Annotated in this window: 18 protein-coding genes and 1 pseudogene; 9 read left to right on the top strand and 10 right to left on the bottom strand. The window is 69.7% G+C overall.

All coding sequences use genetic code 11. The features are described 5' to 3' along the window. Positions 1-27: 27 nt before the first annotated feature. The gene (locus OG226_RS49495) at positions 28-1,170 is read left to right on the top strand and encodes a hypothetical protein (protein WP_328686103.1); all 1,143 of its coding nucleotides are present in this window, start codon (positions 28-30) and stop codon (positions 1,168-1,170) included. A 53-nt stretch (positions 1,171-1,223) separates the two neighbouring features. Here the strand turns inward: OG226_RS49495 and OG226_RS49490 are convergent, their stop codons facing one another. After that, positions 1,224-2,657 carry a hypothetical protein gene (locus tag OG226_RS49490; RefSeq protein WP_329352956.1) on the bottom strand — a complete coding sequence of 478 codons (1,434 nt, stop codon included), beginning with the start codon at positions 2,655-2,657 and terminating at the stop codon, positions 1,224-1,226. A gap of 504 nt (positions 2,658-3,161) precedes the next feature. Here OG226_RS49490 and OG226_RS49485 point away from each other — a divergent pair. Then, entirely contained in the window at positions 3,162-3,734 is a 573-nt protein-coding gene (locus OG226_RS49485) for a hypothetical protein (RefSeq protein ID WP_329352955.1), read from the top strand. Positions 3,735-3,794: 60 nt separating this feature from the next. Here the strand turns inward: OG226_RS49485 and OG226_RS49480 are convergent, their stop codons facing one another. Together OG226_RS49480 and OG226_RS49475 are read right to left on the bottom strand one after the other, a co-directional pair. Continuing rightward, a complete protein-coding gene (locus OG226_RS49480) occupies positions 3,795-4,868 on the bottom strand; it encodes a hypothetical protein (RefSeq protein ID WP_329352954.1) in 1,074 nt (357 codons plus the stop codon). Between the two features lie 120 nt (positions 4,869-4,988). Beyond that, positions 4,989-5,816: a hypothetical protein gene (locus OG226_RS49475; protein ID WP_329352953.1), complete on the bottom strand. Its 828-nt coding sequence runs from the start codon at positions 5,814-5,816 to the stop codon at positions 4,989-4,991. A gap of 243 nt (positions 5,817-6,059) precedes the next feature. Here OG226_RS49475 and OG226_RS49470 point away from each other — a divergent pair, with 243 nt between their 5' ends. Continuing rightward, a complete protein-coding gene (locus tag OG226_RS49470) occupies positions 6,060-6,644 on the top strand; it encodes a sigma-70 family RNA polymerase sigma factor (RefSeq protein ID WP_329352952.1) in 585 nt (194 codons plus the stop codon). A 61-nt stretch (positions 6,645-6,705) separates the two neighbouring features. Then, positions 6,706-6,999: a hypothetical protein gene (locus OG226_RS49465; protein WP_328686097.1), complete on the top strand. Its 294-nt coding sequence runs from the start codon at positions 6,706-6,708 to the stop codon at positions 6,997-6,999. 76 nt (positions 7,000-7,075) lie between these two features. On the opposite strand, the gene OG226_RS49460 is transcribed toward OG226_RS49465, so the two are convergent. After that, a complete protein-coding gene (locus OG226_RS49460; protein ID WP_328686096.1) occupies positions 7,076-7,774 on the bottom strand; it encodes an anti-sigma factor in 699 nt (232 codons plus the stop codon). Then, positions 7,771-8,331 (bottom strand): sigma-70 family RNA polymerase sigma factor, encoded by a 561-nt coding sequence (locus tag OG226_RS49455; protein ID WP_329352951.1) that lies wholly within the window; start codon positions 8,329-8,331, stop codon positions 7,771-7,773. The genes OG226_RS49460 and OG226_RS49455 overlap by 4 nt, the downstream gene beginning before the upstream one ends. A gap of 200 nt (positions 8,332-8,531) precedes the next feature. On the opposite strand from OG226_RS49455, the gene OG226_RS49450 reads away from it, so the two are divergent. Continuing rightward, positions 8,532-9,758, top strand: coding sequence for a peptidoglycan recognition protein family protein (locus OG226_RS49450; protein ID WP_329352950.1), 1,227 nt, complete (start codon positions 8,532-8,534; stop codon positions 9,756-9,758). A 226-nt stretch (positions 9,759-9,984) separates the two neighbouring features. Here the strand turns inward: OG226_RS49450 and OG226_RS49445 are convergent, their stop codons facing one another. From OG226_RS49445 to OG226_RS49430, 4 genes and pseudogenes are all read right to left on the bottom strand, one after another. Then, complete coding sequence (locus OG226_RS49445; RefSeq protein WP_329352949.1) at positions 9,985-11,088, bottom strand: DUF418 domain-containing protein; 1,104 nt, start codon at positions 11,086-11,088, stop codon at positions 9,985-9,987. Positions 11,089-11,274: 186 nt separating this feature from the next. Further along, positions 11,275-11,910, bottom strand: coding sequence for a DUF4913 domain-containing protein (locus tag OG226_RS49440; RefSeq protein ID WP_328686092.1), 636 nt, complete (start codon positions 11,908-11,910; stop codon positions 11,275-11,277). Between the two features lie 34 nt (positions 11,911-11,944). Continuing rightward, positions 11,945-14,950: an AfsR/SARP family transcriptional regulator gene (locus OG226_RS49435; RefSeq protein WP_329352948.1), complete on the bottom strand. Its 3,006-nt coding sequence runs from the start codon at positions 14,948-14,950 to the stop codon at positions 11,945-11,947. Between the two features lie 209 nt (positions 14,951-15,159). Beyond that, positions 15,160-15,996, bottom strand: a pseudogene (locus OG226_RS49430) (oxidoreductase). A 163-nt stretch (positions 15,997-16,159) separates the two neighbouring features. Here OG226_RS49430 and OG226_RS49425 point away from each other — a divergent pair. Then, positions 16,160-16,720 (top strand): TetR/AcrR family transcriptional regulator, encoded by a 561-nt coding sequence (locus OG226_RS49425; RefSeq protein ID WP_329352947.1) that lies wholly within the window; start codon positions 16,160-16,162, stop codon positions 16,718-16,720. A gap of 649 nt (positions 16,721-17,369) precedes the next feature. Further along, a complete protein-coding gene (locus tag OG226_RS51780) occupies positions 17,370-17,591 on the top strand; it encodes a hypothetical protein (protein ID WP_443044901.1) in 222 nt (73 codons plus the stop codon). A gap of 11 nt (positions 17,592-17,602) precedes the next feature. Here the strand turns inward: OG226_RS51780 and OG226_RS49415 are convergent, their stop codons facing one another. Then, positions 17,603-18,562 carry an NADP-dependent oxidoreductase gene (locus OG226_RS49415; RefSeq protein ID WP_328686088.1) on the bottom strand — a complete coding sequence of 320 codons (960 nt, stop codon included), beginning with the start codon at positions 18,560-18,562 and terminating at the stop codon, positions 17,603-17,605. Positions 18,563-18,670: 108 nt separating this feature from the next. Between OG226_RS49415 and OG226_RS49410 the strand changes: the two genes are divergently transcribed. Together OG226_RS49410 and OG226_RS49405 are read left to right on the top strand one after the other, a co-directional pair. Next, positions 18,671-19,237 (top strand): TetR/AcrR family transcriptional regulator, encoded by a 567-nt coding sequence (locus tag OG226_RS49410; RefSeq protein ID WP_443044972.1) that lies wholly within the window; start codon positions 18,671-18,673, stop codon positions 19,235-19,237. Positions 19,238-19,572: 335 nt separating this feature from the next. Next, positions 19,573-20,424 carry an SCO6745 family protein gene (locus OG226_RS49405; RefSeq protein ID WP_328686086.1) on the top strand — a complete coding sequence of 284 codons (852 nt, stop codon included), beginning with the start codon at positions 19,573-19,575 and terminating at the stop codon, positions 20,422-20,424. Positions 20,425-20,645: the final 221 nt, after the last annotated feature.

The raw sequence follows: 20,645 nt of genomic DNA, 5'->3' as shown, positions 1-20,645 counted from the left end.
TCCACAGAAATCGACGAACGAGGAAGAATGTCCACTCCGAACGAAATGTACGGCCCGGGATCACAGCAACGCATGCAGTCCATGCAAGCCGTTTACACGCAGACCCCGACGGGACAGACGGGCGTCATAGCGAGCATATATCTCAACGGAAGTACGCAGCCGAACATGACTTCTCAGCTTTTCCTGAGCGGCACCCGGGCCGGTCGCAACAGCAGGTATTCCTGGGCGCAGAGCACCAGGGAAGAGCTGAGTATCTCCAAGAATGACGCAGAGGTCAAGGCCCTGGACTGGGCCTACGCCGAGGTCTCCAAGTTGAGGGGGCAGGCAGTGGGGAAAATCGGGGTCGATCTCACCGTGAACAATGGCACCTGCAACGGGTGCAAGGAGCGGCAGTCGGCTCTCGTGAAGGATCTGGAAGCCCTCTTTCCCGGCAGCAGGGCGAAGGTTATCGCGAACTACCCGGCCTCGCAGGACGTGGTACCGGGGCGTGGCGGTACCACGTCCTACGGATACGCGGGTGCCCAGCTCAAGTCCAGCGCGGCGGGGCAGCAGACCAACCCGGGTGCTGCCACCAATCACTTCTTCCAGGCCACCCACAGGGCTACGGACGAGGGCTTCGGATCCGTCGCCCCCCAGCGGGCCGCGAGGGCCAAGGCTCCCGGGACCAGCGCCACGTGGCACTCGGACGCGGACTCGCCGCACGTCACCCCTTCTCCGCCCAACAGCAGCCCGACCGCCGAAGAGGCGGTCAGAAGCGCTCGCAACGCCGTGCAGCAGGCAGCCAACGCACTGTCGAAGTGGGATATCGCCGTGACATCGGCGAAGAGCAACCAGAGCGCTGCGGAGAAGGCATACCAAGACCAGCACACTAGGAAGTACAACGAAATCCGCCGGGCCACTGCCCCGGGGGCCAGGGAAAGCCAAGCTCAATACCAGCAGCGCGTTTCCAAAACTGCCGCGGACCAGATCAAGGTGTTCGACCGTCCAGTGGCGGAAGCCAAGGTCAAAGTGGCAGAGATGGAAAGAGGGCGAGAGAGCGCACGTCAGTACTTGGCGGCAGCCACAACAGAACTGACCCGTGCGGAGGCGCATGCCCGATCGACGGCGGCCCCTGCCGCATACTCGGCCGGGTCGACGGCCTCCACGTCGACCAAACCGCACCGCGGCTGAGACCATCACCCCCGCTACGCACCCCCGGAACACCTCTCCCGACATCGGTGACCTCACTGTCCGACGGCGCTGCTCCGCCTGGCCGGCGCGAGGCCGTCGGTCCAAGGTGTCGGGAAAGTGGGCGGGGTGTGCGTGGTGGGGGTGCCGTTGGCCTGGAGGCGGGCGGCGGCGGAGATGGCCGGCGGGACGGCCGCCCAGGCAGCTTGGGTTGGCGGCGATGTGTGTCGGGCGGCGAGGCTCCGGGCCTCGCGCCTCAGTCCCGTTGTCCACGCGTCGCCGCCCAGGTCAGCGGTGAAGCGCCCTACTTGCTCACGCAGGGCTTGGCCCGCGTTCTGGGGGTTCCGCCTCCAGAACCGGGCACCCACCGCCACCTCCCGCTCCGCCGACAGACGTTGTTCGTCGAACTTCGCGACGATCTCCCTGGTGGACCCATGACCGGTCTCCATCTTCCTGGCGGCTTCGGCCAGTTGATGTGCGCCGCCCACCCCGCTCAGCGCCTCCCTGTCGCGCTCCGCCTGCATCTTCACCATGGAGAACGAGGACTTGAGGAGCATGTCGGGCGCGCTGACACCGAGGCGCCGGACATGTGTCGCCTCCACTCGTCGCAGCTTCTCCAGACGGTCCTCGACCGAGCGCAGATAGTGCCGGGCCACGTACCGCCACTCCTGGCCCGGTTCGAGCCGGACCGGACGGCTGGTCACCGCGTTGGTCCGGACGTTGTCGTAGTTGTCGAAACTCGCGTGGTTCTCCTGGCCGATGAACTCCCACCCTTGGCTTCCCCGCCAGAGCAGGTTGGTCGACTCGGGGATCGAGCTCGGGCCCAGACTCTGGTACTCGGCGTCGCCGAACCAGTCGACGGGCTTCGCTTCCACCCGGAACCGCTCCGACTCCTCCCGGTTCGACGAAGGTGACTGGTAGTGCCAGGCGGTGAAGTCGTCCCGCCCGTCCTCCTTGGTAATGGCGAGGGCGCATCCGTTCATGGCTGCCGTGAACACGAAGTCAGCCCGGAAATCGACCGACGGCGCCACCGGAACCGTCGTATGGCCCACGTTCTGTTCGGGGTTCGATGTCCCGCCCCGCAGATACGGAATGTAGTGCGCCTGGATGTACGTCTCGGCGGTTCCGACCTCGGGCAGGGCCCGTCCGGTGATCAGTGCGCTCAGACTCGGATCGGTGCCGTACGCCTGCGCGTACTTCTCGACCGCCGGTGTCAACACGTATACGGCGCGGTCCGCATCGGCCGTCGTCGCTGCCGGGTGTCTCGCCAACGTGAACCAGTGGCGGTCCTGCTTGTCCATCCAGTACAGAAAGGCCGCATGGTCCATCGCCGGCTCGGGGCTCCTGGCGCGCATGCCGTCCGCCATACGCAGCAGGACCACGTTGCTTCGCAGAAACTCCTCGGGAGCGGAGACGAACTCCCGGACGGCTGTCTCTCCGGCCGCTTTCCAGAAGTCGGAGGCGTCATCGCGGGCCTGTGCGGTGGTCATGGTCGATGCGCCTGTTCACGTCGGAATCGGTCGGTCCTTGCGTACAACGTCGGCGCGGTCCCCGCCGTTCACTACTGCTACCGGGGACCGCGCAATGGATAAACTGAGTGACGCGGCGGGTGCGTAGCCCTCAATAGAAGGCATAGACGCCCTTCTTCGATTGTTCGAAGCAGCTCTCACCACCGGAGGACCGAAATGGAAGATGGCACCCGTGCGAGTGGACAGGAACGGCGCGCGTCTCAGGAACCCCTCCCTGACGCGGAGTGGATCGAGCGGCAGCGCGCGGCGTCCCTGTCCCGTCTGTCGGGAGGAAGCGACGCGCCACGTGCCGGGGCGGCACCTTCGGCGGCTCCCACGCCGGAGCACCTGTCCACGGCCCCGTCCGTGGTTCCGCCGCGCTCAAGGTTTGTCGAAGACTTCAGGCGCTCCGCTCCGACGACCGTCGTAGACCCTGATCCCCTTACGGCCCGGAGCAGTTCCCAGTCGGCACCCCTGCGCGCCCCCATGCCGGCCCGCCCGTCGGCCTTCAACCGTCTGGTGGACCGGGCCAACCGCGGATGGCAGGTGGTGAAGCCCTATGTCGACCGCGCCGTGCGGTTCGCCAAGGAGAATCCCTGGATCATGGCCGGGATAGCTGTCGGGGTGGTCGGGGGTGCCGTCCTGGCCGGGCCCGCAGGTCTGCTGGTCGGCGCCGGACTGGGGGCCGCAGGGGGCGCCTATGTGCAACGGGCCACGCGTGAGTCCACGGAACGATCTCTCGCCGCGCAGGGCCTGTCGCGGAGTCATGCGCGGGTGAGCCGGGAAACCCCGAGCATGTCACCCTCTCTTCAGGGACCCACCCGCACTCGGACAGCGTCCGCAGGCACGGACCGGGCGCGCTCCCGGCAGTTCGAAGGCCCCGCGCGCTCCGACGCCAGCCGGACGACACTCCGGGCGAGTGACGAGGTCGCGGCCGTCGCCGCGCTGCGTGCCTCGGGCACCGACCGGATCCCGTCCGTCGCCACCGACGCGTCGCGGGACTCGGTCACCCGGCCTGTCGTCCCCGTCAAGAACCCGGGGCGCCGCATGACCTCATGAGCCGGATCAGTGCAACAGAAGCCCACCGTCGAGGAGTAACTCCTCGACGGTGGGCGGGCGTTACTGGGTCGGGCGCGATCCGTACCGTTGGTTCGGCGCGGGAACGTACTGGGTGCCGTACGCCGTTCCGTACGGCACTACCTGCGAAACTGCCGGCCCGGGGGCACGAACACCCGAAGGAACATGGGCCGCAGAACGGGCGAAAGCTTGCGGCGGCAGGTGCGACGTCGTCGCACGCGGGACAGGCACAGGGACGGGAGCCGCCGAGCGGGCGAAGGCCTGTGGCGGCAGGTGTGACGTCGTCGCATGTGAAGCGGCGGCGGGCGCGGGGGCGGCGAAGACACCGTCAGTGGGATAGGCACCGCCCGGACAATAGGCGGCAGGAATGTGCTGGTACGCCGCCGGAGCGGGGGCCTGCTGGTACGCCGCGAGGGCCTGCTGTCGACGAGCAGCCTCCGCCTGTTGCTGGAATGCCTCCGCCTGCCGCCGGGCCGCCTCCTGCTGCCGGAAGACGGCTGCCTCCTGGTGATAGGCCTCGACCGCCTGCCGCTGGTACGCCGCATCCACCTCGGCGCGCTGTCGCGCCAACTCCGGGTCACGTGCCTCGGCCACCTGTGGCTGCGCGAACTCCGTCAGCCCCAGCGTCCTCACCTGCCGGTACCGCGAGTTGTTCACCGTCGCCAGTTGTTCGGCCGTCGGGTAACGGGTCGCGGGCCGGGGGTCGACGTGCATGGTGCGGGCCCGCGCGATTCCGAGGTCGTAATGCTGGGCATACCGGCGGACGGAATCCGCTTCCCGCTGCTTTTCGGCGGAAGGAGCACCCTTCTCGTAATACTCTGCCAAAAACAGCCTCTCGCGATGATAGGTGAGGTCCTGACTCCCCCCGTTGCTCACGCGTGCTTTGATCTGCCCCAGAAGTGGAGCGACCCTGTGCTCCTCGGCCAGACCGGCCTCCGCCAGTACGGCAGTTACTGTGGCGTCACTGAGAGGTCGCCCGTTCCCGTCGACTAGTCCGCCCTTGTCGATGAGACGGTCGTAGAACCGGGCCAAGGCGGCCACGATTCTGGCGTTCTCCTGTTTTTCTTCCTCTGTCACCAGGTACCCCTTCGTGAATTCGATGACCTGCGTGGTCAATTGCTTCTACGGCGGGGAGCGCCATCCGGGTTCAGCCTCACGCGAAGGGATTCGACATCGGGGTGGCTGGATTGGACTACGTGGCGCCAACGGCATCCGAGGTTCCGGCAAGGATCGCTGTCAGCGCCTTCCCATGCCGCGCGGATCGTGGGGCGCGGGTCGGGCGGTGTATGCCGACGGAAGCCCTTCCGCGGAACGGCGGCCGGCGTCAGCCGCCGGGGTTCCCGTCGGCGAGGAGCTTCGTGGCGCCGCAGGCTTTCCCGGCGGCAGGAGGCGTGCGAGTTCGTGCACGCGGATTCTCGTCCCGGAAAGTCGACCGCGGGCCTCCGCCACCGAGGAGCGCATCGCCCGCACGGCACTCCCCAGTTCCTGTGTCTGCTGCTTCAGTTCAGCGGTCAGATCATCAATGACCGTGGATCCAAGGTTCGCCTGCACGGTCCCGACTACGCGATCCTGGATGTCATCCAATTTTCTCCGGGCACCCTCGTGCAGCGAGTCCAACACATTGATGGAAGACCCCAAGGATTCTGCGAACTCCCGTCTTGCGGCATCTCCCGGGCCGCCCGTCAGGCGATTTCCTGCCACCCGCTGAAGCTGGTCGTCTCGTTCCCGCCCCGCTGCACCCACCTCGTTGCGACTCTCGGTGATCATGCTCACGCATTCCTGATGGGCGGTGGCGAACCGCTGCTGTGCGACATAGTCCCGAAGAAACGCACCCGCTTGTGCATAAAAGCGCGAAGGGGCCTTGTCCGTGCGGGACGTCATCCTCTTCCAAAGGGACGAGGTGCCGTTCTCCTTGTTCATGCGGGCAGCCAATCCCTGCGCCACGTACAACATCCTGTCGTCCGGGATCACGAATTTGCTCGCGAACAGCGCCGGGGCGGAGTGTCGGTCAGGACGGCGACTGTGGGCGTACACGGCGTCGATGACTTCGGCTTCGGTGGCCATCGGTCTCCTTCCCCTCGGAGGGAACCTCCTGGTCCCCGGAGGGAACTCTTCGTCCCCGGCGGTCCCGGGGCTCATGAGGTGCTACGCCGCACGGACCCGGCGGGTTCAAGGTGGTGGCGTGTACAGCCCATAGACAAGCCGTCAACGGCACGTATACAAGCGGCTGGTTGCCTTGATCTGGCAATGGACCCACACCGGACTCGGCGGACGACGCCGACGTTCCGCACCAGAAATCCGGTCACCATGAGCACGCCTGACACGGCCCTCGAACACCCCGCGCCCGGCCCCCGCGAACTCGGTTCCTCCGCAGCCGGTTCCGGCCAGTTGGACAGCTTGATGGCCGAACACTCACCCGCCGTCATCGCCTATGCGGAGAAGATTCTCCGGGACCGGCATCTGGCGGAGGACATCGCCCAAGAAGCGTTCATCCGGGCCTGGCCGCACACGGAGCGGCTCTGCTCCAGCGCCGGCTCCATCCGCGGCTGGCTGCTGACCGTCACCCGCAACCTGATCATCGACCGGTCACGCAGTTCCGTGGCCCGCAGGGAAGTGGTGGGAGCCGGCGAAATGCTCGGGGCGAGCGACCGGGAGATGACGCTGCCGGACCACGCCGATTCCGTCGCCACCTCCATGGAGACCCTCGCGCTGCTGCACGGTCTCTCCCCCGACCACCGGGAAGTCGTGCTGCATCTCTATGTGTTCGAGCACAGCGTGCGGGAAACCGCCGGACTGATCGGCATTCCGGTCGGCACCGTGAAATCCCGACACCACTACGCGCTCAACTCTCTCAGGTCGAGACTTTCCGAGGAGGAAAAGCAGCGGTGCTGAAAAGGTGCGCGCCGCGATGACCCGAATCGGCTCCGGAACCGTTGGTTCTTATATGTATCGCATGGAATGGACCGCACTTGTGGAACTGCTGCTCCGCCGCCAGGTGGCAGCCCATCGGGAGAAACGCCGCGCGGGTGCCGCGTCGGCGCACGACTGGCAGCGGGCCCGGGCCGCTGCCGAGGCCGCCGTCCGGCACGCGGTGCGGGGCCATGAACGCGTGGTCCTGGTCTCGGACGTGGTGCGCCAAGCCGAGGAGCAGTTCATGCTCCACCTGCCGGCCCACCTGGCCTCGCTGGTCCTCAGGGAACGGATCGCCGCGCACCGCGGGCTGATGACCGACGCCTCGGACCGCTGAGCGGCGACCGCTGGTCGGACACATGACGACGGCCTGGCCCCGAAAGCACGGGCCAGGCCAATCGTGTGTCGTCGCCTCAGAGCGTTACGTCGACGTACCGCTTGCCCTGTTCGCTCTCCACGGACACCGACTTCACCTGGTCCATGGGTACGGCCGCGAAGCCCGCGAGTCGCATGCCCTCGCCCTTGGCCCCCTGTTGCGGCTCCCCCACCACCCAGCTGCCCGCGGTCTCCCGCTCACCCGACTTGGAGAGGACGATCAGCCGGCACTTCTCGCCGGGCTGAAGGCCACTGACCTCAGCGTTGACACGCACCCATCCGGCGGCAGGGGTCAAGCTGACCGCCATCGCCGCCTTGGTGGTCGAGTCCTTCGCCGAAGCGGTCTCCACGCCGTCCCCGGCCGCTGGAGCGCTTGCCTCGGTCGCGGTCTGCGCCCGGCCCGCGGCAAAGCCGCCGCCGAGCAGCACGCAGGCCAGGGCCGCGACGGCGAGACCGACCACGAGGTTCCTGCGCCGCTGGATGACCGAGTGCTCCTCCTGGGCCTGCCGCAGCGTGCGGCGGAGCATCAGTTCACCGTCCTCCGGAGGGCCGTCCAGGAAGAACTCGGGCGGCACCTCGCCAAGTTCGGCCTCCAATGCCCTCAGATCAGCCAGCTCCACTCGGCATACCTCGCACGCCTCTATCTGTTGCTCAAGCCTGGCTCGCTCGTCGGCATCGAGAAGGCCCAGCGCCTGGGCACCGAGGAGTCCGTCATGAGAGTGCTCCCGCGTGGTCACACTGCCACCTTTCGAAGCTGAACGTCGCTGCCGGGCTTACCCACATACACCTTGCGGAGAGCCTTCAGGGCATGATGAGCACGGGACTTGACGGTACCTTCCGGGATACCGAGCCGTACGGCGGCCTCGGCCGCGCTGCGTCCGTGGTAGTAGACCTCCATCAGTACATCCCGGTGATCCGCCTTGAGTTGGGCGAGAGCCTCCATCAGGACGACCGACTCGACGACGTTCTCCGCATGGTCCTGCTGGACCGGCACCGTCGCCTCACTCTCCCCCACCTCCGTCGGGCGGGCGGCCTTGGCGCGATAGCGGTCCGCCACCAGGTTACGCGTCACAGTGATCAGCCAACCCCGCAGTGAACCTTCGGGGTTGGAGACCACCTCCGGATGGCGCCAGGCACGGATCAGGGTCTCCTGGACCACGTCCTCCGCGATCAGCCGATCACCGGTCAGACGTGTCGCGTACGCCAACAGGGCCTTGCCGTGCTCCAGGTAGAGAGCCCTGATGACCGCTTCGTGACTTGTGGCTTTTGTGGCGCGTGGCCGCAGGATCGCCATTCACTGTCTCCCATGTGTCCCCGTTGATTTGCAAGACACACCGAGCTGTGGCGCCCCGGGGTTCAACCGGTGTTCGTGACATGGATCACTGGCCGACGCGCGCTCCACCTCGCTTCGCCCAACCCGCCGAGGAAGCCTCCGAAGAGGAGTGAACTCACCTTCCACGGCGCGCCGTAGGTGTCGGTAGAAGGCAGCCGATCTTGACGGAGCTCATGGTGAACAACGCGAACAACGCACATCCCCTGCACCAGCCCCCCGCGGAGCGCGGACGTCGCGCGTCACGCCGGCGCTTCCTCACCGTCTTCGGCACCGCAGCCGTGGGAATGCCGCTGCTCGGAGCATGTGGGGCGGTCCCGGACCGCCCGGCGGTGGCCGCGGACCGCAAGGGTCCGATGGGTGGCGCACAGCCCCGGGTCCAGGCGTCGCAGGCGGCTTCTCCGGGGAGAGAGGTGAAGCGGACCTCGTTCCCGATCACCGCGGTCGGCCTCACCTGGACCGGCTCGCCACGGGGTGTGCGGCTGCGGCTGATCGACCGGAACGGCAAGCCCGGCGCCTGGCAGAAGGTCACCGCCGGATGCCCGTGTGCCAAGGACCCCGAGACCGCGCGCACGAAGTCGACCACACCACCGAACCGGGCACTCGTACCGGCCCATGGGAGCTACGGCTACCAGGTCGACGTCGACTCCGGAGTGAAGGTCATCGACGCGATCGCCATCGATGCCGGGACCTCCGGGACGAAGGGGCGCCCCGCCACGGCGGCCACGCCCTCGAACAGCGCCGCGTCCGGGACCGGGGGCGCCCCGGCGTTCCCGCCGGCCGGCGTGGCCCTCAGGGCGGACTGGGGTGCCGACGAGACGAAGCGGTTCACCGCAGACAGCAGCGAGTCGTCACCCACCCGCTTCACCCGGGCCCAGGCGATCACCGTCCACCACACGGCCACGCCTCTGGACGACCCCGACCCCGCCGCCACCGTACGCGCGATCTACGAGCAGCACGCCGTCTCCAACGACTGGGGTGACATCGGCTACAACTTCCTGATCGACCGTCAGGGCGTTGTCTACGAGGGGCGGTTCAGCGGTACGGACGGCATTCCCGCGCACAACGCGCGCGACGAGGTCGTCACCGGTTTCCACACCTTCGCCTTCAACCCCGGGAACATCGGGATCGCCCTGCTGGGGGACTTCAGCAAGGAGAAGCCGTCAACCCCGATGCGTGCCTCCCTGGTCGGACTGACGGCCTCCCTCGCGGCGCTGCACAAGCTGGACCCACTGACCGGCATCACCTACACCAGTCCCACCAGCGGCAAGTCCACCCCCGGCCCCGCCCTCGGCGGCCATCGCGACTGGACGTCCACCGAATGCCCGGGGTCGGCCGCGTATCTGGACCTCTCGGCGGTGCGGGAGAGCGCGGCGAAGCTCGTCCGCTGATCGCAGGGCCGGACCTCCCCCTGTCCCCGCTCGCCGCTCCCCTCCCTCGCCGCCCGGCGGGCGCACAGGCGGCCACCGTCCCAACTCCCCGCTGGACGCGGTCCGGCCGGCTCACTGTCGTGCGTCGATTCCGCGGCGAGGCAGGCCGTCAGAGCCCGGAAGCCCCTGGAGGGACGGCCGTGACGGCGCCGTATCCCGACCACCGTCAGGCCCCGTTCGCCGTGTACTACCGCGGGCGCGCCTTCGAGGAGGCCGCCAGGACGTCGGCCGAGCGATGCCGGCGCCGTCCGCCGGTGACACGTCGGAGCACGTTCTCCACGGGGCCGTAACGGACATGGGGCATCCAGCGTGCGGAGACGGCGAGTTGGGCCGCCCAGAGGACGACGCAGCCGCAGGCCAGTGCGGCCGGGCCGAGGGTGCCGTAGCGCGCGAGGCCGTAGCCGGTGAAGACGAAGGCCAGAGCGGCGGACTGGAACAGGTAGTTCGACAGGGACATCCGGCCGGCCGGTGCCAGTGCTCCGGCGATCCTCGGGCCGAACCTGCCGTGCAGCAGCGACAGCAGTACGGTCGCGTAGGCGGCGGAGAGCGCGGGCGCCGTGAGGATGTCGACCGCCTGGCCGAGGTAGTAGTAGCGCGCGTCCAGGGGGCCGTAGGAACACATCGCCGTCAACACACCACCGGGCAGGCCGATGAGGAGGCCGAGGCGGAGCAGGCGTCTGCCCGCTGCGGACGGGGGCGTCGAGCGCGCGGGGTCCAGCCACCCGAGCCGGGCCGCGGCGAGGCCGGTCAGCATGGCGGCGAGGAGATGGGGGCCGTAGAGGAGCGCGCCGGCGAACGCCTGCCGGTAGGCGGAGATGTTGGCGTGGACGACCCCGCCGGCGCCACCCCGGAACCACGCGCTCTGCCGCGCCTGCATCTCCTTCAGCGCGTGGGCGGAGACCTGACCGGCGCCCTCCGTCCCCGAGGCCACCAGGCCGATGACGACAAACACCGCGGTCAGGAGGACGACCAGGGCAACTGCCATGCCCAGCAAGGCCCGTGGGTCCGCCTTGCGTACGGCGAAGAGGACCAGGCCGAGAACGGCGTACGTCATGAGGATGTCGCCCGCGTAGAGCAGCAGCGCGTGGGCCAGGCCCAGCAGGAACAGTCCCAGGAGACGACGGGCGTGGCGGCGGGCGAAGGGCACTCCGTCGCGTCGTGCCGCCGCTTCCTGGAAGACGAAGCCGTGACCGAAGAGGAACGCGAAGAGCAGGTAGAACTTCGTGGTGACCAGGGCCGTCACCAGCCAGGCGGCCGTACGGTCCCACGGGGCCGCGCCCGCTCCCTCCACCAGGCTCCAAGCCCCGGCGATCACTGGGGCGTTGACCAGTCAGATGCCGAGCAGCGCGAACCCGCGCAACGCGTCGACATCCAGGAGCCGGGGGACGCGGGCGGGCTGAACTCCCCTGTCAGGGAACATGGTTGAGGTGCTTTCTTGGGCGCGCGGGACGGTGCCGAGGGGGGACGGATCCGGGTGTCACGTGGTCGGCGTCGTGTCCGGGGCCGGTTCCTCGATCGGGGGTGACTCCTTGGGCCGGTGCTGGCCGGGCTTGCATCCCGCGAAGACGCCCGAGGGGTCGCGCAGTGTGTTCATCGCCGGTGTCAGGAAGTCCCTGTGCCACATGGCGGGGCCGGTCAGCGGCGCGCGGGTTCCGGTGAGGTCCTGCCAAGCCATCCAGAGGCCGTAGAGCTGCGCGACGGCTTCCATGTGGTCGTACCAGCGCGGGCACCAGGGGGCGCTGGAGGAGATCTCGCGGCCGTAGACCGGCAGGAGCAGACCGTGCACCCAGAGCGCGAGGCCCGCGACGGCCTCACCGAAGTCCTCCCCCGCCTTGTAGAGGACGAAGGGTGGGTCGTCCGGGGGCTCGGCGCCCGGCTCCGCCCCGGTCGGGTCGGCCGACGTGACGGTCGGGACGTCGACGGCTACGGCGGCCTCGTCCCACGGGCCCGCCGGGTCGCCCGAGGCCCCCGGGCCCATCGGGTCGCCCGGCTCCTCCGCGTCCGCCACCGGGGCGGTGCGCACCCACCCCCCGGTGGCCGGCGCCGTGTTCTGCCCGGTGCGGTGCGGCGCTTCTGATGGTGTGTCCGGTGACGGCGTTCGTGTGATCTCCACGGGAACCACCTACGGCTGCGGCCCCGCACGCGGTTCACACGGCTGTGGAAGGGGCCAGCCGGCGCAGTTTGACACGGATGGACTCCGCGTCGTTGTGGTTGAGGAGTTCGTAGATCTCCAGCGCCTCCGTCCACGTGCGTCTGGCGTCCTCCGGGTTGCCCGCGCTCAGGTGGGTGTCGGCCAGGCGGTCGAGGGTGCCCGCGACGAACCACGGCAGGTGCTGGTGAGCGCGGTACAGGTCCAGCGCGCTGTGGAAGGCGGCGGCAGCCTCGCCGTACTCGCCGAGGCGGTGATGGGCGTGCCCGACGCTGTCCCAGGTGTGCGCCACGTGGACGTTCTCGCCGTGCTCAAGCCACACGGCCAGCGCCTGCCGGCAGTGGTCGAGCGCCTCGCGGTGACGGCCGAGTCTGGACAGGGCCCAGCCGACCGCGTTGAGCGAGGCCGCCACGGCCTGCGTGCCGCCCGGCTCACGGCCCTCGCGAGCCCGGTAGAGCAGCAGTGCCTGCCGCGAGGCGTCGAGAGCCGCCTCCAGGTCCCCCTGCTGATCCGCCACCCAGGCCATGGTGAGGTGGCACTCGGGACGGTCGTTCCTCCCGTCCACCAGGGCGAAGAGCTCGATGGCCTGTTCACAGTGGGCCCGCGCCTCCTGGAAACGGCCCAGTCCCGCGAGGGCGACGCAGAGGCCGTGGAGCGCGTCGGCCTCGGCGGCCCGGTCCCCGAGACGGCGTGCGGCGTCGAGGGCGACCTGCCGCAGGGACCGGAGGTCCTGCCAACGTCCGCGCTCGTGCGCGTGGTTGGACACGGCCCAGACCAGTTTCCAGGCGTGGGCGTCGAACTGGTGGGCTGCGGCAGCCTCGACAGCCGCGGTCAGGACCAGGAACTCGGCGGCGACCCATGCCTTGGCCCTGCCCGCGTCGGCACCGAACTCCTCGGGGCGTACGCCCTCGGCCGGGGGCTCCAGTTCGATGAGCCGTCGGGCGGGGTTGAGCAGGGCGACGGCACGGTGCGCGCTGTGCAGGTAGTGGTCCAGCTGTCGCCTGCGGGCCGCGCGGAGTTCCTCGGGTGATTCGAGGGAGTCGGCCAGTTCGGTGGCATAGGCGCGCAGCAGGTCGTGGGAGGTGTGGCGGCCCGGTGCGGATTCGGTCACGAGGTGGGCGTGCAGGAGTTCGGAGAGCAGCTGCCGGGTGTGCGGGAGGCTGAGTCCGGCGATGGCCGCGGCGGCGGGCAGGGTGACATCGGGCCCCGGGTGCAGCGCGAGCAGCCGGAAGAGGCGGGCCGCGTCGGGGGTGAGCGCGTGGTAGGACCACGAGAACACGGCCCGTACGTCGGCTGCGGCGTCGCCGTCCTCGAAGGCCCACAACCCGCCCGCGTGGTCGCGTAGTTCGGCGGCGATCACGGCCAGCGGGAAGGCGGACCGGATGGCGGCGCGAGCGGCGGCGACCGCGAGGGCCAGCGGCAGCCGGGCGCAGAGGGCGATGATCTCGTCGACCGCTTCCGGTTCGGCGGCCGTCCGGGCGGCGCCGAGCCGCCGGGCCAGCAGGGCGCGGGCCTCGGAGACGGGGAGCACGTCGAGATGGACGGGCACGGCGCCGTCGAGGGCGACCAGGCCGGAGAGCCGGTCACGGCTGGTGACGATGGCCAGACAGTCGGCCGCTCCGGGCAGGAGAGGCCGCACCTGCGCGGCGTCGCGGGCGTTGTCGAGCAGTACGAGCATGCGCTTGCCGGCGAGGAGGGTGCGGTAGCGGGCCGCGAGCGCGTCGGCGCCCTGGGGCAGCGCCCTCGGGTCGACACCCAGGGATTCGAGCAGGGTGCGCAGTGCGTGTTCCGGTGGAACGGGCAGGGCGACGGGGTCGAAGCCGCGGAGGTTCAGATAGAGCTGTCCGTCGGGGAAGTGGTGGGCCACCTGCCGTGCCCACTGCACCGCGAAGGCGGTCTTGCCGACGCCGGCCGTACCGGCGACGGCACTGACGACGGCAGCGCCGCCGGTCGACAGGTCCCGGACCGCGGCCAGTTGAGCCTCGCGGCCGACGAACGCGGCGAGGCCGGGCGGGAGTTGGGCGGGCGTGTGCTCGGGCGGTTTGCGCGTGGGTGTGGGTCGGGGGGACTCCGGTCGGGGGGATGTGGTTCGGATGGCTGTGGATGGGGTGGCGGCGGAGCGGGATTCGGATGCGGGGACTGCGGAGGGTATGGAGGGTGCGGACACGGCTGAGGGGTCGGTGGGCGCGGGCATGTCGGACGCGAGTACGAGTGCGGGTGCCGGCCGGCCGGGACCGGACAGCAGGCCGGGATCTGCCCGCAGGACCCGCTGGTACATCGTCTGCAGGGCCGGGCCGGGGTCAAGTCCCAGTTCCTCCGCGAGCAACAACTGTGCCTCACGGTAGCTTTCGAGCGCCGCGGCCTGTCGGCCCGAGCGGTACAGGGCAAGCATCATCAACTCCCTGAAGCGCTCGTCCAGGGGGTTGTCCGCGACGAGTTCGGTGAGATCGGCCACGGCGTCGGTGTGCGAGCCGAGGTCCAGTTCGGCGGCGATACGTGTCGCCTGTGCGGATAGCCGCAGTTCGTCGAGGCGCTGCCGCTGGATCCGCGCGTACTCGCTCCGGATACCGGCCAGCGCGGTCCCCTGCCACAGCCGGAGTGCCTCGTCCAACTGCCGTACGGCGCCCTTGTCGTCGCCCGTCTGCCGCGCCCGCTCGGCCCCGGCAAGCAGCTGCCGGAAGGCGGTGAAGTCCATCTCCCTTTCACCTATGGGCAGTTGATAGCCGTCCCCGACGGAACGGATCACGGACGCCGCGGTGTCCTGGTCTGGTTCGAGGGCCTTGCGCAGCCGGTGGACATAGGTGCGCAGGATGCCGGGCGCCGAGGCGGGTGGCTTGATCCCCCACACCGCGTCGATGAGTTCGGCCGTGCACACCTGCGCCCCCTCGGCGAGAAGCAGGGCGGCGAGCACAGCCCGCTGCTGAGGTGTGCCGAGTTCAGCTTCCGTGGGGCCGCGCCACGCTCTCACGGGGCCCAGCACGCTGAACCTCAACTGGCTGTCCAACCGGTTCCTCCTTGAGTACTCCGCGTCCGGCAAGCATGCCGGACGCGACGGTGAGGGTGTGGGGGTTGCGACGTATGTGCCTGCCACGCGAGTGCGGAGCGAGGCGTTCCGCGCGTGGCGTTCGGGGTGTGATGCTCAGAGGGCGGTGTTCCGCGCGGCGTTTGGTGCGCGCCGTGGGGGGCGTTGGAAGGGCGACTCGCGTCCAGGGCTCAGGCCGGCACTCCGGAGGCTCGCTTGATGCGGGCGTCGAAAGCGCGGTCGGGCAGGTGGCGGCTGAGGAAGATGAGCGGACGGGCGCCGAAACCGACGCTGTAGCGGGTACGGGGGCGGCGCGCGGTGGCGGCCTTGGTGACCGCGGCGGCGATCACTGAGGGGGCCGAGGTCATCCGAACGCCCTCCCGGGAGCTGTCCGCAGGGGACTTCGCCACGGCGCCGGCCTGCTCGGCGTAGGGGCCGTGGCCGGAGGTGGCGCGGACCCTGTCGGCGGCGATCGCGCCCCACTCGGTCCGGGTGGAGCCCGGTTGGATGAGGACGACGTCGATGCCGAAGCGCTTCAACTCCAGGCGGAGCACGTCGCTGAGGCCTTCGACGGCGAACTTGCCGGCGTGGTACCAGGAGCCGAGCGGCGTGGCGAAACGCCCGCCCATGGAGCTGATGGTGACGATCGTGCCGCTGCGCCGGGCGCGCATGTGCGGCAGCACGAGCTGGGTGACGTGGGCCAGGCCGAAGACGTTCACCTCGATCTGGGCGCGGGCCTCGTCCAGGGGAACGTCCTCCAGCGCGCCGTAGGAGCCGTATCCGGCGTTGTTGACCAGGACGTCGATGCGGCCCTACTCTGCCACGATCCGGTCGACAGCGTGCTTCACGGGGGTGTCGTCGGTGATGTCGAGTGCCAGCGTGTGGACGCCCGCGGCGGCCAGCCCGGCCATCCGGTCCACGCGGCGGGCGGCGCCGTAGACGGTGAATCCCGCTTCCTTCAGCCGCAGCGCGGTGGACTCACCGATGCCGGAGGAGGCGCCTGTGACCAGTGCGACCTTGTTCGTCATGACCTCTGCCTCTGTTCGTGCCGGGCCCGGCGGAGGGACCGCTCGCCGGGGGTGAGCGGCTTCCACCGCCCACCGACAACACAAGAGACCGACGGTCTTCAATCAGGGGGACGGTGGTCCGTCATCAAGAGACCACCAGTCCGTAAGCCGTACAACTGCGGACGTGACGACCTTCCAGCGTGCCCGCAGTGACGAACAGCGCCTGGTACGCAGGCAGAACATCCTGCGGACCGCCGCGGAGATGCTCGCCGAGATGCCCCTCTCAGCACTGTGCCTGAACGAGCTGAGCCGCCGTGTCGGCCTCGCGAAGTCCAACGTGCTGCGCTACTTCGCATCACGCGAGGCCGTGCTCCTCGACCTCCTTGAGGAGAGCGCCCGCGAGTTCCTGGACGATGCGGACGAACCGCTTCGCGCACGGGTCGACCCGAGTGAGCCCCTCGACGCCAGGATCGTGGCGGTGGCCTCGGGAGCGGCCTCGGCCTTCGCCGCCCGGCCCGCCACCACGAAGGACAGTTCCATCGCAGCGATCCCGGCCAGCACACCCAGTGCCGTGTCGGTCGGCAGTCCGACAGCCGCGCCGACCACGGCTCCGAGGACCACCGCTCCGGCAAGGCGAGGCACGGCGCTCACGGGCAACCAGGTCTTCACGCGCCACCACCATCCCGTTGCCACCTCAGACCGGAGCCGTCCGACGTCGCCGAGACGGCGTCGGCGCTGCGGGTGAGCGTCAATCCGACAGGAACACGGGGTATGCACCCGACATCCCGAGACAGCATCGCCTCGCTCTTTCAAAGACCCGGAACGGCCGACGAGGTTCACTCGCCGACACGACATGGGTGCCATCGTCATGCCGTGCCCATACGCCGCCCGCCCTCACGCCGCCCGCGGGGGACACGTGTTCACTTCGGACAGCGTCGGCATGAAGCTGTGAGGAGTGCCGTGGACCGGGACGTCCGTCGTCCTGCGAGCCGAACACGATCCCGCCGGGCCCGCGGCCGTGCGCGAGGCAGTCGTGGAGGCGGGCGCCCTCGGACTGTCGTACGCGGGTGTGCAGGAGGGAAGCAGCGGCCACGATTCTGGTGTCGATCTCCTGGGCAGCGGCCGGGCAGTCGGGGGTCGGAATCTCGTGGCCGGTGGTTGGGGCGAGGTAGGTGGGTTTTCTCCAGGTCAGCAAGTTCCCCTTCTGACCTGCGAGTTCGACCATGTCTCCTGGCCATCGGGCCCCGGCAAGCAGGGCCGCCGCTCCCATGGCCACGGACGGCAGCCTGGAGGCGATACGACGACACGTACGCCTGTCCCGCCCACGCGTCAGCCGCGGATGCGGCAAGGCCCACCCACACCCGACGCCTGCACATCTGCGTTGCCCAGGAGCGTTGATCCGCACAGACAAAATCGTCGCTGCCCGGACCATCCCCGCCCCGCAGCCCGTTCGCCCGCAAACGCATGAGCATGCTTCGGTCCTGTCGAACAAGGTCGAGTGGGCAATCAGCCGACTCAGCAACTACCGGACCGTCGACACCCGGCATGACAAGAGGGCCTGCGTGTTCCGCGGCACCGTCGCCACGGCGGCGATCAGTTCATGGCTGCGGTCATGATCCGCCCGGGGTCATGAGAGGTCGATGACGATCTTGCCGCGCACATGTCGACCAGCCTGGATCTCGACCGCGTGGCGGATCTGTTCGACCGGGAAGGTCTCCGCGACAGGCACGTGGAGTTGGCCCGTCGCGACCAGGCGGGCGATCTCTTCGAGGGCGCCGGAGGCCGCGTTCGCGCCGTTGGCCGCCGCCACGCCGTCGACCTGCGCGGCGATGGTACAGATGCGGTCGTCCGGGACGCCCAGCTCCCGTGCGGCGTGCACTGTCTCCACCCCGTGCAGGTCCATGGCGGCGGTGACACCGCCGGGCGCGAGGGCTCGGACCCGGTCGGCCAGGCCATCGCCGTAGGCGACCGGCTCGGCTCCGAGCGCGCGCAGGTAGTCGGCCGATGACGCCGACCCCGTCCCGATCACGCGCGCTCCCGCGATCCGGGCCAGCTGGACGGCGAACACCCCGACCCCGCCGCCCGCGCCGCCGATCAGCACGGTGTCGTCCGGACCGAGGACGACCGCGGCGAGGGCGGCGGATGCCGTGCGGCCCGCGATCGTCAGGGTGGCGGCGATGCGGTCGTCGACACCGTCAGGCGTGTGGTGGGCCTCGTTCGCCGCGCTCTCCCCGCCCGGGTCGACCACCACGAAGTCGGCCACCGCACGGGACAGGGCACCTCCGAACACCCGGTCGCCGGGCGCGAAGCCGCTCACCCCGTCGCCGACCTGGTCGATCACTCCCGCGTAGTCGGTCCCGAACCCGGCGGGCAGGGTCAGTCCGAACCGGGCGGCAACGTCCTCGTCGGCGGTCATGAACCAGTCCATCGGATTCAGGCCGGCCGCGGCGACCCGCACACGGACCTGTCCCGGGCCGGCCTGCGGCGCGGGCACCTCGCGGACGGCCAGAACGTCGGGACCGCCGAACGAGTCGAGGCGGACCGCCCTGCCCTGACCCGCCGGCGGCTGACTGCTCCGTTCCTCCATGTACGTGTCTCTCCTCAGGCTCTGCGAACGCACCGAAACGGACTATGCTCCGTTTACATGGATGACCGTAACACAAACGGAGCGCGATCCGCTTTGGCTGCGTCGGAGATACGCGCGCCCAGGGCGGACGCGGCCCGCAACCACGACCAGTTGCTGGCGGTGGCGACCCGCGTATTCGCGTCGGCCGACACCGAACCGTCCATGCGCGCGATCGCCCGCGAGGCCGGGGTCGGCATCGCCACGCTCTACCGGCACTTCCCGACCCGTGAGTCACTGGTCGACGCGGTCTACCGGGACCAGGTCGTACGCCTGACGACCGGCGCCCGCGAGCTGCTCGGCCAGATGACCCCGGCTGCGGCGCTGCGACGCTGGATGGACCTGTTCGGGGACTGGATCGCGACCAAGAACGGCATGCTCGACACCCTCCTGGCGATGATCGAAGCGGGCGAGATCGCCCACGCGCAGACTCGCACCGAGCTGCTGACGGCCATCACCACGCTCCTCGACGCCGGCCGCACGGCCGGTGACCTCCGCTCCGACGTCACGGCCGAGGACATCGCCGCCTCCCTCATCGGCATCTTCACCGTGGCGCCCCGGCCCGAGCGCGAAGCTCAGGCCGGCCGCCTGCTGAACCTCCTGACGGACGGTCTCCGGCTCACGGCTCGGCCGGCCTGAGCCGCCATCGCAGCGACACGGGTACACAGTCCTCCCAGGTCGTCGGGCCGGCGGGCGGTTCATCGGGACGGCTTCCCACGGCACGGAGCGACAGACCGCTACCCGGCTGGCCCACCCGCACGCGGCCGGGGCCCGACAGAGAAGAGGGACCCCGGCCGGCGAGCCCGACGGCCATGCCCACCCGCTCGTGCTCCTCACGCACCACCACATCCGCGACAGAGCCCAGAAACCGGACCAGAACCCGCTCTCCCTTCGGTCGCCGATGAGTTTCGGTGTGCCGCACGGTCCAAGTCGGCACACCGAACAATCGCCCCACCGAACAAAGGGAGAACCCGATGGACACGACGCGCTTGCGTCCGACGACTCACATCGCCCGTCGCATGTTCGAGCTCCTGGAGCCGATCTGCATGGTCACCTTCGCCGCCGACGAGTGCAACGAGGAGCTGGCCGCACTCGGCCACCGCACCTACTGGGACGGCTACTTCGCCAGCCGCGCGGCACCACTGGGACGGGTGCCGGCCCACGTCGTGCACGCGGCCTTCTACAACTTCGCCGACGGAGAAGCCGCACGGCACATCCCCAGCGCCTGGGAAACGATCCCGCCCGAGGCCTCCGTCGCCGCGCGGGAGCGGGGCAGCGCTGCCTCCCTGCGGCGCATCCTCGGCGAGGAACTGGCCGGCTCCCCGGGCCTGGTCCGTGCCGCGGACCTGACCACCAAGGCCGCGACGAGCGCCCCCACCGAGGGCCGGGTGATGTACGCCGGCATGCGCACCCTCGACATTCCCGGCGACCCCGTCGCCCGGCTGTGGCATTCCGCGACCATGCTGCGCGAACACCGCGGCGACGGACACATCGCCGCTCTCCTCGGCGCGCACATCGGCGGCACGGAAGCCCACGTGCTCTCCGCTCTGGAACAGAACATCCACCCCCCGGAGTCGTTCGGACGCATCCATCACCTGCCCAAGGAACGCCTGGCCGCGGTCATGGACGGCATGCGCGAACGCGGACTCATCGACGCCGACGGCCACTTCACCGACACCGGCCGCGCGACCAAACAACGCGTCGAGACCGTCACCGACGAACTCGCCGCCCCGCCCTACGACGCCCTGTCCCCCACCGAGCTCGACGAACTGATCACCGAACTCCGGCCCATCACCGCCACCCTGACGGCCACGGACTCGCAGTGACACGCAGAAGCCGACAGCGGCCCGGACCGCATCAACGTAGATGCCCTCCCGGAACTGCTGGAGGTACATAAGGAAGTTGGGGTCCTGGCCCAACCCGATGTACATCGGGCCCACCCACTCGTACCGGCCTTCCCACCACGCCCGGCAGCGCGCCAGGGTCAGCGCCGTGCCGCGCGGTGCGGGTGGCGCAGTTGGGACATGTCGCAGTCGCGACATCGTGC

It is taken from the genome of Streptomyces sp. NBC_01261 (assembly GCF_036226385.1).
In the GTDB taxonomy this organism is placed as follows: Bacteria; Actinomycetota; Actinomycetes; order Streptomycetales; family Streptomycetaceae; genus Streptomyces.
This window is presented reverse-complemented; position numbering and strand designations above follow the sequence as displayed.